Origin of the sequence: Candidatus Chlorobium masyuteum, from assembly GCF_011601315.1 — a bacterium.
Taxonomy (GTDB): domain Bacteria; phylum Bacteroidota; class Chlorobiia; order Chlorobiales; family Chlorobiaceae; genus Chlorobium; species Chlorobium masyuteum.
This window is the reverse complement of record NZ_JAAORA010000001.1, coordinates 298,718-315,397: the sequence shown is the minus strand read 5'-3', so window position 1 is coordinate 315,397 and position 16,680 is coordinate 298,718. Positions and strand designations below refer to the sequence as shown.

Annotated in this window: 16 protein-coding genes; all 16 read left to right on the top strand. The window is 40.2% G+C overall.

The annotated features are described in order from the left end of the window. Positions 1–13: 13 nt before the first annotated feature. The 16 genes from G9409_RS01370 to G9409_RS01295 all read left to right on the top strand — a co-directional run bounded on the left by G9409_RS01370 (position 14) and on the right by G9409_RS01295 (position 16,657). Positions 14–1,342 carry a glutamate-1-semialdehyde 2,1-aminomutase gene (locus G9409_RS01370; protein ID WP_166807440.1) on the top strand — a complete coding sequence of 443 codons (1,329 nt, stop codon included), beginning with the start codon at positions 14–16 and terminating at the stop codon, positions 1,340–1,342. 30 nt (positions 1,343–1,372) lie between these two features. After that, complete coding sequence (locus G9409_RS01365) at positions 1,373–2,158, top strand: nitrilase-related carbon-nitrogen hydrolase (protein ID WP_166807093.1); 786 nt, start codon at positions 1,373–1,375, stop codon at positions 2,156–2,158. Positions 2,159–2,180: 22 nt separating this feature from the next. After that, on the top strand, positions 2,181–3,230 hold the full coding sequence (gene pseG, locus G9409_RS01360; RefSeq protein WP_166807092.1) for a UDP-2,4-diacetamido-2,4,6-trideoxy-beta-L-altropyranose hydrolase: 1,050 nt from the start codon (positions 2,181–2,183) through the stop codon (positions 3,228–3,230). 57 nt (positions 3,231–3,287) lie between these two features. Continuing rightward, positions 3,288–4,178, top strand: a complete 891-nt coding sequence (locus G9409_RS01355; RefSeq protein WP_166807091.1) for a class I SAM-dependent methyltransferase — start codon at positions 3,288–3,290, stop codon at positions 4,176–4,178. Then, the gene (locus tag G9409_RS01350) at positions 4,179–5,027 is read left to right on the top strand and encodes an NAD-dependent epimerase/dehydratase family protein (RefSeq protein ID WP_166807090.1); all 849 of its coding nucleotides are present in this window, start codon (positions 4,179–4,181) and stop codon (positions 5,025–5,027) included. It begins immediately after the preceding gene. Continuing rightward, a complete protein-coding gene (locus tag G9409_RS01345; RefSeq protein WP_166807089.1) occupies positions 5,024–5,722 on the top strand; it encodes a metallophosphoesterase family protein in 699 nt (232 codons plus the stop codon). Before G9409_RS01350 ends, G9409_RS01345 begins: the two co-directional genes overlap by 4 nt. Next, complete coding sequence (locus tag G9409_RS01340) at positions 5,719–6,672, top strand: ATP-grasp domain-containing protein (protein ID WP_166807088.1); 954 nt, start codon at positions 5,719–5,721, stop codon at positions 6,670–6,672. Before G9409_RS01345 ends, G9409_RS01340 begins: the two co-directional genes overlap by 4 nt. Further along, a complete protein-coding gene (pseI, locus tag G9409_RS01335; protein WP_166807087.1) occupies positions 6,669–7,712 on the top strand; it encodes a pseudaminic acid synthase in 1,044 nt (347 codons plus the stop codon). Before G9409_RS01340 ends, pseI begins: the two co-directional genes overlap by 4 nt. Before the next feature lie 7 nt (positions 7,713–7,719). Beyond that, positions 7,720–8,244 carry a GNAT family N-acetyltransferase gene (locus G9409_RS01330; RefSeq protein WP_166807086.1) on the top strand — a complete coding sequence of 175 codons (525 nt, stop codon included), beginning with the start codon at positions 7,720–7,722 and terminating at the stop codon, positions 8,242–8,244. A 195-nt stretch (positions 8,245–8,439) separates the two neighbouring features. Continuing rightward, positions 8,440–10,374: an asparagine synthase-related protein gene (locus G9409_RS01325; RefSeq protein WP_166807085.1), complete on the top strand. Its 1,935-nt coding sequence runs from the start codon at positions 8,440–8,442 to the stop codon at positions 10,372–10,374. Positions 10,375–10,391: 17 nt separating this feature from the next. After that, positions 10,392–12,287: a hypothetical protein gene (locus G9409_RS01320; RefSeq protein ID WP_166807084.1), complete on the top strand. Its 1,896-nt coding sequence runs from the start codon at positions 10,392–10,394 to the stop codon at positions 12,285–12,287. Positions 12,288–12,326: 39 nt separating this feature from the next. Further along, a complete protein-coding gene (locus G9409_RS01315) occupies positions 12,327–12,902 on the top strand; it encodes an acyltransferase (RefSeq protein WP_208019637.1) in 576 nt (191 codons plus the stop codon). Then, positions 12,902–13,840 carry a class I SAM-dependent methyltransferase gene (locus tag G9409_RS01310; protein WP_166807083.1) on the top strand — a complete coding sequence of 313 codons (939 nt, stop codon included), beginning with the start codon at positions 12,902–12,904 and terminating at the stop codon, positions 13,838–13,840. The genes G9409_RS01315 and G9409_RS01310 overlap by 1 nt, the downstream gene beginning before the upstream one ends. Positions 13,841–14,012: 172 nt before the next feature. After that, the gene (locus G9409_RS01305) at positions 14,013–14,984 is read left to right on the top strand and encodes an FkbM family methyltransferase (protein WP_166807082.1); all 972 of its coding nucleotides are present in this window, start codon (positions 14,013–14,015) and stop codon (positions 14,982–14,984) included. Positions 14,985–15,065: 81 nt separating this feature from the next. After that, entirely contained in the window at positions 15,066–15,845 is a 780-nt protein-coding gene (locus G9409_RS01300) for an SDR family oxidoreductase (RefSeq protein ID WP_166807081.1), read from the top strand. A 59-nt stretch (positions 15,846–15,904) separates the two neighbouring features. Continuing rightward, positions 15,905–16,657, top strand: coding sequence for an SDR family NAD(P)-dependent oxidoreductase (locus G9409_RS01295; RefSeq protein ID WP_166807080.1), 753 nt, complete (start codon positions 15,905–15,907; stop codon positions 16,655–16,657). Positions 16,658–16,680: the final 23 nt, after the last annotated feature.

The following is a 16,680-nucleotide window of genomic DNA, read 5'->3' as shown; positions in this document are numbered from 1 at the left end:
TATGGCTATTATGATTGATAAAATAAGTAATTACGAAAAATCGAAAGAGTTTTCCTCCAGAGTGCACAATTTGATACCTGGAGGAGCTCATACCTACTCTAAAGGTGACGATCAGTTTCCTTTAAATGCGCCAGCTGCTATTACCCACGGCAAAGGAGCCCGTTTGTGGGATCTTGACGGCAATGAATTTATTGATTGCAGTATGGGATTGACATCAGTTTGTATAGGTCATGGATATGAGCCTGTTGCCAAGGCCGTATGTGAGGCTGCCTTTCAGGGTACCAACTTCCAGCGTCCTGCAGCTATTGAGCTTGAGGCGGCAAAAATATTTCTTGACACAGTGCAGTCCGGTGACATGGTGAAATTTGCCAAAAACGGTTCTACGGTGACAACTGCAGCAGTCAAGCTTGCTCGCGCTTATACAGGACGAAATCGGGTTGCACTTGCCCGGGAACATAACTTTTTCAGCTACGACGACTGGTTCATTGTTACGACGCCTTGTGATCGGGGAATTCCTGCAAAAGTCCGTGAAATGACGGCTACGTTCAGCTATAACAATTATGAATCTGTTGAAGCTCTGCTTGCCGGTAATGATCATGACATTGCCTGCCTTATCATGGAGCCGGTTAAATTCGATCCACCAAAAAATGATTTTCTGCACAAGGTGGCGGCTCTTTGCAAGGAGCGAGGTGTGCTTTTGATTCTTGATGAAATGATTTCCGGTTTCAAATGGGATTTGAAAGGGGCTCAGCACTTTTATGGTGTCAAGCCCGATATGGCGACCTGGGGCAAAGGCATAGCCAATGGATTTTCTGCCTGCGCATTGACCGGTCGAGCGGATATTATGGAAATTGGAGGTATAAGGCGTGAAGGCGATGACAAACTGTTCCTGATTTCAACCACTCATGGAGCGGAGACAACAGGTCTGGCGGCAATGATTGCCACCATTAAAGAGTTCAAGCATCACAACATGATCGAGAGCAATTGGCAGAGAGGGGAAGCTCTCAAGCAGCGGCTTGAGCAGATCGTGCTCAAGCATGGTCTTGGCAGTTTTCTTGAACTTCCAGGTTACCCTTGTCTTTTCGTTCTGGTTTGCCGAAACGCTGAAGGTGTACCCGATGATACCTATCGTACCTTGATGATGCAGGAAATGATTGCCCGCGGCGTATTGTTTCAGGGCATGTTCTATCCGACATGGTCTCATCAGCAGCCGGAGATGGATCATATTGCAATGGCATTCGATGAATCATGTGCCATCTATCGTAAAGCTGTTGATTCAGGGTCCACCGAGAGTCTGCTGATTGGGCGCCCGGCAAAACCGGTTTTCCGCAAGATAATCTGATCTGGTATAATCTAATCAGGGATATAAAGATTGAAAGTTGCACTGATTTCTCTTGATCAGAAGTGGGAAGACAAGCCCTATAACCTGAACCGTTGTGTTGAGCTGACCGTTCGGGCAGTTACTTATGGCGCTGAGCTGGTGATTTTTCCGGAAATGACCCTTACCGGTTTTTCAATGAATATCTGGCAAATTGCCGAGATTTCCGCTACATCATCATCTATCCATGCATTCGGGGAAATAGCAAAAAAGTATGGGATTTGGCTTGTTGCCGGAGTTGTTTTGCAGGAAGAGGAGAAGGCTGCCAACACGCAAATTGTTTTTTCTCCAGAAGGTATTGAGCAAGCCCGATATGTTAAAATTCATCCATTTTCTTTTGCAGGTGAAGACCGTGTTTTCCTGCCGGGGCGTATGCTTGCCAAAGTGAAACTGCCGGAATTCAGGTTAGGATTATCTATCTGTTATGATTTACGTTTTCCGGAGCTTTACAGTGCTTTAGCCAAAGATTGTGATGTGCTCGTCAATATTGCTAACTGGCCTAAACGTCGGGTTGATCACTGGATGGCTCTACTTCGGGCAAGAGCTATTGAAAATCAGGTATACGTCATCGGGGTTAATCGAACCGGTATAGATGGCAATGGATTTGAGTACGAACGTAGTTCGGTTATAATTGATGCAAACGGGGATTATCTGGAACCGTTGATTACAGAAGGTGAAATTGATATTTTTCAGGTGAATCGTCAGTTGTTGGATAGTTTCAGACTTGGATTTTCTACCCGTCAGGATAGGGTCCCCGATCTTTATCGCGACATTATTTAATTGAAAAGCACATGGGTTGTTTATGAATGTGCTGATTCGTGCCGATGCCTCATTAGTAATTGGCAGTGGTCATGTCATGCGTTGCCTGACACTTGCTGATCAATTACGTTCCAAAGGAATGAATGTTGCATTTGTATGTCGCAATGTACCAGGTAAAATGTTCGAACTATTGACTGCTCGTGGTTATCAGACGGTTGCCATCGAAGGTAATTGGTCACAGCAGTTTGATGCTGAAGAGACGATTCATATTGCTGGACGGCTATTTCCAGATGGCCTTGATTGGATTGTTGTTGATAATTATGAGCTTGATATAGCTTGGGAGAGCAGGCTTCGAGCACATACCCGCAAATTTATGGTTATTGATGACCTGGCGAATCGCCATCATGGTTGTGATTTACTTCTTGATCAGAACTATTACCGTGATCTTGACCAGCGCTATAAAGGATTGGTGCCAGAACAATGCATCACTTTACTTGGACCGTCATATCTGTTGTTGCGTCCAGAGTTTGTTGCCGAGAGGCAACGGCTCAGAAATAGAGATGGTGTTGTGCGTCGCATTATGATTTTCTTCGGCGGGAGTGACTCAACAAATCAGACAAAAAAAGCAATTGAAGCATTGCGGTTGCTGAATCGCTCGGACATTCATGTCGATATTGTTATCGGGAGTGCAAATCCTTTTCGAAATGAGATTGAGCGCTTATGCTCAACTACGTCTAACCTGATATTCCATTGTCAGGTTAGCAACATGGCTGAGTTGATATCGTCAGTAGATCTTGCCATTGGTGCTGGCGGGTCATCAATGTGGGAGCGTTGCTTCCTCGGGCTTCCGTCATTGACAGTTGTTTTTGCTGCTAATCAGGAACAGACGACAGAGGATGTTGCTGAGACGGGAGCGATTAAATATCTTGGTTGGGCAGACAAACTTACACCCGTTGATTATGCATTTGCAATTAACGAAATGATCGCAAATCCACAAGAAGTGCAAAATATTTCGTGTGCAGCCCATAAGCTTATTGGGGAAAATCGGGTATCAGTATCGGATGCGATGTTTTCAATGACAAGAGATAATTAGTTCATTAATTTATCCTGTAGGCCGATATTCTAAGGCAAGCGGGTTTCAACAAACATTATGGATAGACTCAAAAAGCACCCGCTTGGATTCTGGGAGATAGCTGATAAGCCAACACCCGCTGAATTGCAACGTTACTACGCTGAAAAGTACTATCAGGAAGCAAAAGGTAGCTATGAAGTAGAGTATAGTAAGGCTGAACTGGCGTATTTTCGGGCAAAAATTGAGCAGAGATATGCTGTTGTATATCGGTATAGATCTATTTCCGATGGAGATGTCGGAACTATGCTTGATGTTGGTTGCGGGGAGGGGTATGCATTGGCATTTTTTCGTGAACATGGCTGGCGAGTAAAAGGTTTTGATTTTAGTTCAGCAGGAGTTGAATCTAAAAACCCTGATTGTTTGGATGCCCTGGTGACCGGTGATGTATTTGGGCTACTACAAGCTGAAATAAGTGACGGTAAAGTGTATGATGTGGTGTGGTTGCAAAATGTGCTTGAACATGTGATTGATCCGATTAAACTGCTTGAGTCTCTGAGATCTTTACTTGCTCCAAGAGGGATAGCCATCATAACTGTTCCTAATGACTGCTCACTCACCCAACAGTGTGCATTGGAGTCTCAGCATATAGACCGGGCATTCTGGATTGCACCGCCTGATCATTTATCATATTTTGATTACTATAGCCTGGCCAACACTGCAAGAGCAACTGGTTATGACTGTCTTGACATACTCGGTGATTTTCCGGTTGAATGGTTCCTTTTTCATCCGGGATCAAACTATGTTGCAAACAAGTCTGTTGGTAAAGCTGCCCATAAGGCGCGAGTAGAGATTGAAAATCTTTTGCATAAACAGAAAACCGAAGATGTTATCAGGTTTTGGTCTGCGGCAGCAAAGCTGGGGATTGGCAGAGACATTACTGCATTTCTAAGATCATCAGAAAAACACTGAATGGATCACAAGAAGAGGGTGCTTGTGACCGGTGCAAATGGCTTTGTCGGTCGCGAAACGGTGAAACGCTTGCGCATTGGTGGATGGACCGTTATTCCTGCAATGCGGAGTCCAGTCGGGGAGGGTGCGATCAAGCTCGATCTTGAAGATGCAGCTTTTTCTGAAACACTGAAGCGATTACCAAAAATTGATGCCATAGTTCACCTGGCTACAATGGTTGGATTTGGCGATCTATCTTTGGGAGATATTTTTGCCGCAAATGTTGCAGCAACAGCTTCACTCCTGCTTTTGGCAAAGCAGTGGGATGCTGTTTTTGTTTTTGCATCAGCAGCACTTGTTTCCGGTATTAACACGACACAAATCGATGCTGATACACCCGATAGACCAGATACTGCCTATATGAAAAGCAAATGGCTCGCAGAGCAGCTTATTCAGGCTTCCGGAGTGCGTTATTCCATTCTCAGAATTGGAGGTGTTTTTGGTCTTGATGGTCCGACTCATCTTGGCTTGAATCGCGCAATCAAGTGTGTCTCAAGCGGTCAACCTCCAGCAATGATAGGCAGAGGAAGTGCAAAACGTAACTATATTTATGTAAAAGATGTTGCTGGAATAATAAGCTGTGTGCTTGATCATAACATTGAAGGAACTCATCTTGTTGCAGGGAATGAAGTCCATTCAGTAGCTGATATGTTGCAAATATTGTGTGATGTTTTTCTTCCTGGCCAATCACCGGAGAGACATGAAGGGTTGGAAGCAATGGATCAAATCATTATTCCTTCAAAAGAGTTTGCTCTTTCTGGAAGTTTCCGCGATTCTGTGATTAATATGTATTCTTCTGGCGATCGATGAAAATCGGTTTGATGGGAGATATACATGCCAATCATGTTGCCTTAAAAGCAGTCTTGCAATCTGCAGCATTATCAGGAGTAGAAACACTTCTTGTTACAGGTGATCTTGTTGGTTATTATTTTTTTCCTTCTGAAGTTCTGGAATTACTGCGACCATGGAAGCGGTTCATTGTGAGAGGGAACCATGAGGAGATGCTTCATACAGCCAGAAGCGATGAGGATTTTCTCTTCCGGATGACTTGTCGTTATGGATCCGGATTGCGCACTGCAATTGATCAGCTTGACGAGCAGTCACTCAATGAACTGTGTTCACTTCCGCATCCGATGCAACTGGAGATTGAGGGCTGCAATATTCTTTTGTGTCATGGATCACCATGGGATATCAACCGGTATGTATACCCTGATTCCGGGACTTTCGAATTGGAGCGCTGTGCTGTTGGGGAATTTGATTTGGTTGTACAAGGGCATACGCACTACCCTATGCATTTGCAATTTGACAAGACGCTTCTTGTTAATCCCGGCTCAGTCGGTCAACCCCGTAATCGACAGCCCGGAGCTCACTGGGCGCTTTTTGATACACAATTGCGCGAACTGACAATGCACTGTGAAGCCTATGATGCCGAACCCCTTATTCGTGAATCGCGTCGAAGACATCCGGATATTCCATATTTATCAGAGGTATTGTCACGTCTATGAAAACTGTTTTGATCACTGGTATCGGTGGAGACATAGCTCAGGCCGCAGCCACCATCATAAGGGAGGCTCGCCCGGATATCAGGCTTATCGGGGTTGATATGCATGAGCAGCATGGGGGTATGCTTTTCGTTGATGAATTTATAAGAATTCCAGCCGCCACATCGCCTGACTATCTGGATTCCATTCGACATATAATCGCCTCCAAAGCGGTCGATATAATGATTCCCATGTCTGAGCCTGAATTGGGCGTGACAGGGCCATTACTTATGGAACTCGGTGAAAATCGATGTATTACCGCAGGGACAGAAGTTATCCAAGCCGGTCTTGATAAATTTGCAACAATTAATGCATTGACGGGTTTTGGATTGCCGGTGCCGTGGACTTTTCCTTCGAATCAAAGCGTGCCGTCTGAATATCCATGTATCCTGAAAAACCGTTATGGCTCAGGTTCTCGAGCAGTTTTCAGAGTGCACGATATGCAAGAGGCGCAATATCTTGCCAACAAATATCCCGATGCAATATTTCAGGAAATGCTTGAACCTGCAGATCGAGAGATTACCTGTGCAGTATATCGGCGACGCGATGGAGCAGTTGCAACATTACAGATGCTTCGTCGGCTTGCAGGGGGATTTACTGGCTGGGCCAAGGTAATAAAGGACGAGGAGACCGCAAGCATGTGTGAGGTTATAGCCAAGGGTCTCAATTTGCGCGGAAGCATGAATATTCAGCTCCGCATCACAGACAGGGGCCCCCGTGTTTTCGAAATCAATCCGCGTTTTTCTTCAACAGTTCTCATGAGGCATCTCATAGGTTTCAGCGATTTGTTATGGGCTCTTGAAGAAGCGGAAGGAAAATCGGTAAACTTCCCTGTATTTCCGGAGAATCAGATTATGGTGCGTATTCAGGGTGCACTGATCATTAATAATATTGTTACAGGCAAGAAAGAATGATTACTATCGGTAGCAGTAAAATCGGAATCGGTGCAGCACCATTTATTATAGCTGAAATGTCCGGCAATCATAACCAGTCCCTTGAACGTGCTCTGGCTATCGTAGAGGCTGCTGCACTTTCGGGTGCTCATGCGCTGAAAATTCAGACATACACTCCCGATACCATGACGATTGATCTTGATGAGCGGGAGTTCCATATCAGCGATCCCAACAGTTTATGGGCTGGTACTTCGCTCTACAAGCTATACAGTGAAGCCTACACTCCCTGGGAGTGGCACAAACCGATTTTTGATCGTGCCCGTGAACTTGGTCTGATTGCTTTCAGCACACCATTCGATGCTACGTCAGTAGATTTTCTGGAAACACTCAATGTTCCCTGTTACAAGATTGCCTCTTTCGAGAATACGGATCTTCCGTTGATTCAGCGTGTAGCTGCCACAGGCAAGCCATTGATTGTTTCTACAGGTATGGCCATTGTCGCCGAACTGGATGAAACTGTCAGGGCAGCACGCAACGCAGGCTGCAAAGATCTGATTTTGCTCAAATGCACCAGCACTTATCCATCGACTCCTGAGAATACCAATCTTGTAACTATTCCGCATCTGCGTGAGTTGTTTGATTGTGAAGTGGGACTTTCAGACCATACAATGGGGGTTGGTGTTTCTGTTGCCAGTGTGTCGCTTGGTGCCACAGTCATAGAAAAACATTTCACACTTTATCGTGCCGATGGCGGTGTGGACAGCGCTTTTTCAATGGAGCCGGCGGAAATGGCTCAACTGGTTGTTGAAACTCAACGGGCTTGGCAGGCGTTAGGTCAGGTCAGCTATGGCCCTACTGAGGGAGAGAAGAAATCCCTCCAGTATCGTCGATCTCTTTATATTATTCAGGACATGAAAAAGGGTGATGTTTTGACTTGCGACAATGTGCGCGCTATTCGTCCCGGGCTTGGTTTACCCCCTAAATATCTTGATCTTGTATTGGGCCGGTCAGTGAGGCAGGATGTGGATAGAGGTACAGCATTGCGAATTGATCTAATTTGATAGATGAATGTCTGATTATCCTCTTGAGGTTCATACTGAGCGGTTCTTGCTCAGAACACTTACCGTTGATGATGTTAACGAGCGTTATGCCGGATGGTTAAGGGATTCACTGACAAGCGAATACATAACAGCAAAACTTGATCTTGCTGATCTTAAAGCGTATGTTTTAGAGCTTAGCAGAAGAAGAGATGTGATCTTTTTAGGTGTTTTTGATAAGAATACCGGATTACATATAGGTAATATTAAATACGAACCGGTTGATCCTGAACAGGGTTATGCCATCATGGGCATTCTTATCGGAGAATGTGATTGGCGAGGAAAAGGTGTAGCTGCTGAGGTACTTAATGCAACTGCGGATTGGCTACAAAAGTATCATAACATCAAACAAATTATTCTGGGTGTGAGCAGATCGCATACTGCAGCGATAACTGCCTATCAAAAAGTTGGTTTTGTAGAAGAATCAACACCCTTTATTCCCATAGTTTTACCTGAAAATATGGTGATGGTTTGGCATTTGAACCCATACATATAGATAATAAGTATTTGTGCAAATTGGTCAGGTGTGTTATAATCTTTATTCTTTAAAAAGGCTAACTGTTTAAATATGATTATAATCATAAATTTTATGATAAATTTCTGATTGTAATATACTGAAGAATGCAGATTTACTTAAAAATACTTGCCCATTGAATTTATTTCTATTTAAATAAATTAAAATAATCTCATAATGAAAATAAGAATTATTCGGAAAAAAGAAAAAAATACCCAAAATGCTAATATAGGTAATCTGCCTGAAATATATGAAAAAGGGGGATTGCTTATTGCGGGAACGGGTATGCTGCATAAATGGATTAACAAAGCGACAAATGATGAATATATTATATTTGGTCATATTGTTGGAATAAGAAGAGCTGATGGGACGATATCGCCATCATCTTCTTATAGAATAGAGACAGATATTTTAGAGGATTTTCAGAGGGTTTCAGAAATAGAAGGACGATTTGTTATTATAAAAATATTTGAAAATGGCTCATGTCAAGTATGGGCCGATCAATTTGGAAGGGTAGATATATATATTCAGGAACTCATAGATTCAGTCGTTTTATCTACCGGTATCGATTTACTTCCTCTTGCATCGGACCCCAAAAAGCCAATGCTTGATTTTGTAGGTTTAGCTCATTCTTTGACTGTTTATGGTTCACGTCCTGCTAAACAACATACCCTATATCAATCAGTTTCACGTTTAGGTGTCAATCAATCTATTCAGATTACACAAACAGAAATAATTCTGCATACTCGAAAAACCAAATTATCCAGTACTGTTCCTAACTATACTGAGCAGGATTTAAATCGATATTCCAATAGGTTTATTGAGGCAATACGGGCGAGAGCATCAAATAATGGTAATGTAGTGTATTTATCATCCGGATGGGATTCGACTTCAATTCTGGCAACATTAGTACATCTTTTTGGTAATAAAAAAGTCAGAGCTGTTATCGGCAGAATGCGTTATTCTGATAGGAGTGGGGTGATTAATCAATATGAACTTGATCGAGCTCATGCTATTGCTGATTATTATGGAGTTCGCCTTGATGTAATTGAGCTTGATTATAGAAATAATGCTGCAAATATATTAGAAAAATTGCATGGACTGTTCAAGTCGCAACAGTTTTCAAATCTTACTGGCTTCAATCACTGGTTATTGGCAGAAGGAACTGCGAAAACATCTGATGGTGATGAAGTTGTCTTTGCTGGAGAAATAAGTGATGGTGCACATAATCTTGGCTTTAGTCAATTTGTGTCAATATTTCATCCTGCTTCTTTTGATTTTAGAGAGTATAGCGATAAAATGGCATCATATCTTTTTGGCCCAACCTTTATGGAGCAAATTGAAAATGGTAAACATGAAGCCGATCCTGTATGGAGCCTTTTCAAAGAGCGTAACAATGGAGCTATTTTTGAATCAGTAGCTCAAGGTAAGCTAAATATAAGGAAGCAGCTACTTACCAGTTTCTTTTTAAGAAATGGCCGTATTCCTCTTTATTCGCTTGAAAATACTAAAATATTGACACCGGCTGGACGTAGTCAATATGATTCTACATCACAAGCTGTATACTTGAATGAAATAGCATCACAAGTTGATTCTGATAATCTTTATGCTGCATATCTTCATTTATATAACTCATTTCATTGGCAAGGGTCCACAGTTTCAACATTGGAGCATACGGCTGAAGCGCATGGCTTGAAATGTGCAATCCCTTTTCATGATAGTAGCGTTATAGAATTTCTTTCTGCAATGCCGGAAAGCTGGGGAAGAGGACTTGATCTTAAATCTACAAAGTATCCATTAAAATGGATGCTAAAAAACAGAATTGATTATCCATACCATTTGCAGGTAGGCCCTCATTCATACCTTTATGATGTTAATCCGGCATTCACTCATGCAGGAGAAATACTTTATGCTTCTTCATTTGTTGATATTTTTAAAACCAGCTTGAAAAGTAAAAGATTTATTAATCAATTAGATGCGAAAATGTTTGATTGTGATTATATTAACTCGTTAATCAATCGCTATCTGAACGGGGAAGAGTTAATAGGAAAAGATCAATCTGATCTTATGACACTGTCCGTGCATTCCTTAATTGGTACTTATGGTGAATAAATACAGATAGTTATTATATGATTTATGTAGATAATTTATCTATTGTTGTTTGTTTAAAGTTCCTTCTAAAAAATAAGCCTTTAAAAGTTGTAATTCTAAATGAAATAAAATTAAAAGATAAGATATGCAAGGCAATACTTGAGCGTTTTGGTATTAATGTTTCAATTGCAAATTATTTTGTCGGACATTTGAGGACCGGTGACGGTGAGCATGTATGGACTGCATCCCGTCGTAATGCAGGATTAATAGCTCTTAATGCATCAAAGGAAATCGTCCAAAATAAACAAATATTGCGATTTAATCGGGACCTTGGAAATAATACCGTTCGTCTTGTTATTGCTAAAAGATTATTTACATATATTGAATACTGGACAACTCGTGTATTAGTCAGCGGTGCTTTAGCGCAAAACGAAGTGATGGAAGTATGGTTAAAAAAACCATTATTATTTAATGAAAACCATCTTCGATACGCATTCCCGTCAACTCAAATAAACTTATATTCCGGTTTATTAATATTTAAATATATAAAAAACACGCTATCAGTTATAGCGCTGGTAATTCGTTCATTTGCTTCGATGATTAAGTGGAATTATGGATTCAAAAAATCGCCTAAAATAAGCGAATATAGTTACGAAGATCCCGCAGTATTATCTTTACAGGAGGATTCTATCAGAATAGACTCCACTCTAAGAAGTCAATTGTATTGGTATTCAGGAAATAATCAAAAAAATATATTCAACTATTATATAATAAAATCTACAGGTTCTATATATGATGAAGTCCCTGTCGAAAAAGACCTTTCATCCATAGGGGTTAGGTTATTTACTTATTCCATAATTGGAACAGCTCTACAAAAGACACGAAAGGATCCACGGCTTGCACCGATTAAAAAATATATAAAATATGCATATCGATCGATTGTATTGTCACTAAATGACCTTTCTCTAAGCTATTTTGCTATAATAATTACTAATCTCCTCTCAGAGTCACTGCGCCTTGGAGCACTTGCTCTGTATACAAATACAAAAATATTTCTAATAAAAGAGGCTTATTACTCATCCGCGGATGCGATACAGCTTGTGTCCCGCGATATTGGCATTACTACAATTGCTTGTCAATATTCTAATCTTGGAGGAATATCTCCACTTATGATGTCTACTGCAGATAAGATGTTGTTATTTTCTGATATGTATAAATATCTTTATGTATATGATGGGATAAGACCCGGTGAATTATTGAGCACTGGATATTTATATGATTTTATTGGGGAAAAAGTTGCTGTGCGTTCCAAAAATAATAGGGCTAAATTAAAAGCAGAAGGTGCAAAATTTATTGTCACCTACTTTGACGAAAGCGTTTCTCATGATAGAGGGGGAATGATCAGCAAAAGTGATCATTTAACAGAGCTTCATCTTCTTGCAAAAACAGTATTAGAGGATAAAACGTTCGGTGTAGTAATTAAATCACAGTTTATGAAGAATTCGCCGAGTCAACTGTATCCAGATGATTTACTTATTAAAGATGCAAAAAATACCGGTAGATTCATGGAGCTGATGGAGGGATTCCATAGAAATGATATTTATCCAGCAGAGGCGGCATTAATATCCGATCTATGTATAGGTCATAAGGTAGGCGCAACGGCAGCAATAGAGGCAGCCTGCTTTGGCGTTAGAACAGTGTTACTTGATTCCAGCAGTATAAATTGTTTTTGGGATTATTGGACAAAGGCAAATGATATTGAATATAATAAACTTGATGAGTTAATGACTGCGATTTATGAGTACCGTAATTCTGACGATAAGCATCGAGCATTAGGTGATTGGTCATCAATTATCAGTCAGTTCATTTCTTTTTATGATGGAAAAGCTGCTGACAGACTGGTCGCGTGTATTAATGAATCTATTTTAAAATAATCCATTCTATTTATCACAGAAAGAAGAAAAATACTTTTAATGGCCATAAAAAATGAAATTGCTTCTTGGCTTGAAACTGCTCTTGCTTATATGCCGGGAAATATAGGCATATATTTTAGGAGTATATGGTATAAAAAACGTTTTAAATCATGCGGTGATATACAAATCGGTTTTGGATCTCAATTTATATCACCAAATAATATATATTTTAGAGGAACAGTTTCTATAGGGGCCCATTCATTGTTTGCTGCAGATGGTGGAGAAATAATCGTTGGAAGTAATACATATTTTAATCAGAATCAACATATCAATGCATCAGTATCAGGGGTCATAAATATTGGTAGTAATTGTTTGATAGGCCCGAATGTGGTTATGCGAACAGCAAATCATAAATTTAGTAATCCAGGCATTTTAATAAGATTGCAGGGGCATTCTTCAGGTGATATTGTAATAGAAGACAACGTCTGGATTGGTGCAAACGCCGTGATACTTGGTGGTATACGTATTAAAACCGGTTCAATTATCGCTGCAGGAGCAGTAGTGACACGCGATGTACCTTCAATGGTTATTGTTGCAGGTGTTCCGGCAAAAATTATAAAATATAGATTAGAGTAATGAGACAAGTTATAAATAGTTTATGTCCTGTTTGTGAAAGTAATGATCATGACTACCTGATTGACTATCGTGGTAAGAATAAATTATTTATAAATCTTAAGTTAGTGCGTTGTAAAGTTTGTAATTTAGTTCATGTAGCCCCTATGCCATCTGTTTCAAATCTGGAAGAATACAATATTACTTATTTTCTGAATGCTCATGGTGGGAGACCTGTAGATCCTTTTATAAATGCATTTTTTATTGGTATTGCACGTTTACGTATTGATTACATTAATAAATATCTTAAAGATAAAGCTATCTCGGATTTAACTGTTATGGAATATGGACCAGCATTTGGATATTTCGCACACGAATGGCTTTCTATGTATCCAAAAACTACATATTTCGGTTGTGAAACTGATGAATCTTGTCATTCTGCTTTATCTGAAACAGGAGTACAACTCATAAGTCATTCTTTAATCAACAACACAAATACACATTACGATCTGATTGTGATGTCACACGTGCTTGAACATATTGCGAATCCCTATGAATTTCTTGAATCAACATCCAAGAAGTTATCTACTGGAGGAGTTATATTTATAGAGGTTCCCTGTAGAGATTGGGAATACAAATCTAATATCGAGCCCCACTTATTATTTTTTGATAAGTTATCTATTACTTATCTCTTAAAAAAGATAGGACTCGATAATATTCAGGTTACTTACCATGGCGAAGAAATAGAAAGTATAAAATCGCAAAAATTTCTCCATACTAAAGTGATGCAATTACGAGATAAGCTTATTCGTCATGGAGTAACTACTCCATTTGCACGTAAAAAAGAAGGTATGGAAATGCTTAATAATCCAATTGAAAGAGCTATGATTGCTCCTTTTAAGGCGCATTGTGAATCAGAGAAACCTTCAAGGTGGTTGAGAGCTATTGCTACAAAGTATTAAAAAATAGCACGAGATAAGAAATCATCTTTAAATACATTACTTTTAGTTATAAATATGCAGACAATAGATACAATTTCCTGTTTAACCTTATCAAGAGGTCTTTGATTGATTCGAAAAAAGTTGATTATTCCTTACAAAAAAATGAGAGATAATATTAAAAATATGATGACATATGAATAAAATCACTGCAAAAATATTTTATCTTTTTGGATTAGCAAATAAATTACGTTATTCGAGGAATATAAAAACCGCAATATCTTCACTTCCTTATATGTCAGGACTGACATTAATAGATATAGGCGCAGCGGGAGATATAGAGCCAAGATGGAAAGTTATCCAAGAACATTTAAACTATATTGGTTTTGAGCCCGACAATAGATCTCGAGTAAATCTTCTTAATAAAGAGAATTATTGTAAAACTTATACATTATATCCCTATGCGGTGTCTGATAAAGTAGGCTCGTTTGATTTAAATTTGTGCAGAAACCCACAAGTATCATCATCTTATACTCCGAACAATCAATTCACAGAATTGTTTCCTGATCCAAGACGATGGGATGTGCTTTCCATTGAAGAACTTGAATCCACTACCCTCGATACACTTGATCTAAAGAAATCAGATTTTATTAAGCTTGATATTCAGGGAAATGAATTAAATGCGCTTCGAGGCGGAGAAATAATGCTTAAAGATGTATTAGGTTTAGAAATCGAGATAGAATTCTTACCTATATATCATAATCAACCCCTCTTCGGAGACGTCTCTGCGTATCTTGCAAAGTACGATTTTGAGTTTATTGATTTTGTTAATCTGTGCAGGTGGGAGCGAGACAAGCATAATGGATTTGGTCATTGTGTATTCGGAGACGGACTGTTTCTGAAATCACCAGAATACGTTTTAAGTCATAACTTATCAGCTGATAAAATATCTTCTTATTTGGCGATTCTTCTTTTATATAATAGATTTGATCTTATTCAGAAAACACTTGTAGCTCTCCCTGATCATCTTAATGCGGATTATGAGAAATTTAAAAAAGCCATTGAGCCGATTAAGAAGCATCATATACAGGCAAGAGGTTTAAATATGCTTATTAACGATATCAGAAGCTTGCTTGGCTTGCGCTATCGCCTTCATTTAATTTATTGAGCATTTGTACTAAAATCAAAAAAATGTTGGTAGTATTTAGATTGCAATTACGATTTTGTATAATAATATTAAGATGAAATAATGAATAAATATCTAGCATCATTATTTGATATTGATGGTAAGGTTGTTTTACTCACAGGATCAGGTGGGTATCTCGTAGGCGAAATGTCCCGTGCATCAGGAAGGGCTGGAATGAAGGTAGTGTGTTGTGATGTTCGTCTTGAAGATGCACAGAGGACGGCAGAAGATATTAATGCTTCAGGAGGTACCGCTATTGCATGTCAGCTCGATGTTCGTGAAAAGTGTGATTTTGAAAAAGCTCTTGATGTTACAATTAATACGTTTGGCAGACTGGACTGCGTGTTGAACGGAGCCGGAGCCAATGCACCAACACCTTTTTTTGAAATACCAGTTGAGGAATGGAACAACATTCTGTCGGTGCAATTGACAGGTACCATGTTAAGCTGTCAGGTATTCGGCAAGTATCTTGTCGAGCAAAGAAAAGGTTCCATAGTTAATATAAGTTCTGCTTCTGCTGGGCCGCCACTATCAAAAGCTTTTACTTACTCTGTTGCAAAAGCAGGTGTGAAAAATTTAACACAAAATCTTGCCAGAGAGTGGGGTACAGATGGCGTAAGGGTAAACGCCTTGCGTCCTGGATTTTTTCCGACAGAGTGGTCGATGAAGAATTTTATCACACAAGAGCGCGAAGCAGCTATTCTTGGCCATACTCCTATGCGGCGTTATGGACGTCCTGATGAGCTGGTTGGTGCTGTTTTATGGCTATTTTCTGATGCAGCGAGTTTTGTGACAGGCGCTGAAATAGCTGTTGATGGGGGATTTACAGCTATGACGATATAGCGCTTAATAAAAATGCAAGGATTATTCATCCCATCATCACTCACACTTTCTATAGAATAATGACAAAAAGGACGGTTATCATCACTGGTGGTTCTCGCGGTATTGGTGCAGCTATTTCTGAGGCATTTTACGATGAAGGAAATTATGTTATCATTGCGGGTCGGACAGATAATGGCCTTGCTGATAAACTCGGTTCTCGTGCACGTTTTATTTCGACTGATGTGCGTCATCCTCAGGCATTAATATCTCTTGTAAATCAGGCCATTGAGTGGACGGGAAGGCTTGATGTGCTTGTCAATAATGCGGGAGTTTCTGGATGGCGTCCATTGGTGCAAATTGACGAAACTTTTTGGCAGGATATGCTGGACACTAATCTTAAAAGTGTTTTATTTTCCTGCCAGGCTGCGGTTCCTTATCTGTCGCCAGGGAGTGTCATCATAAATATTTCCAGTCTGGCAGGAAAACGTGGAAGTGCCAATAACGCAGTCTATTGTGCTGCAAAATTCGGAGTGAACGGGATTACACAGTCTTTAGCCAAAGAGCTTGGGCCTCTCGGTATACGTGTTAATGCACTCTGTCCTGTATATGTTGCTACAGCCGGCCTGGAGGAAGCGCTCGGTGATGTTTATGCACCGACTGGTGGTAAAGATATACCAGCTTACCTTACCTCATTTGCTGCAACTCAAAGTGCTCTTGGAGTTCTACCGACAGCTGCACAAGTGGCTGACGCATGTCTGTTTTTGTCCTCTTCTAAAGCCGGAGCTATTACCGGTCAGTGTATAAACGTAGATTGTGGTGTTCTGCCACAATGATATTGCCATAGTTGTCAAGATTA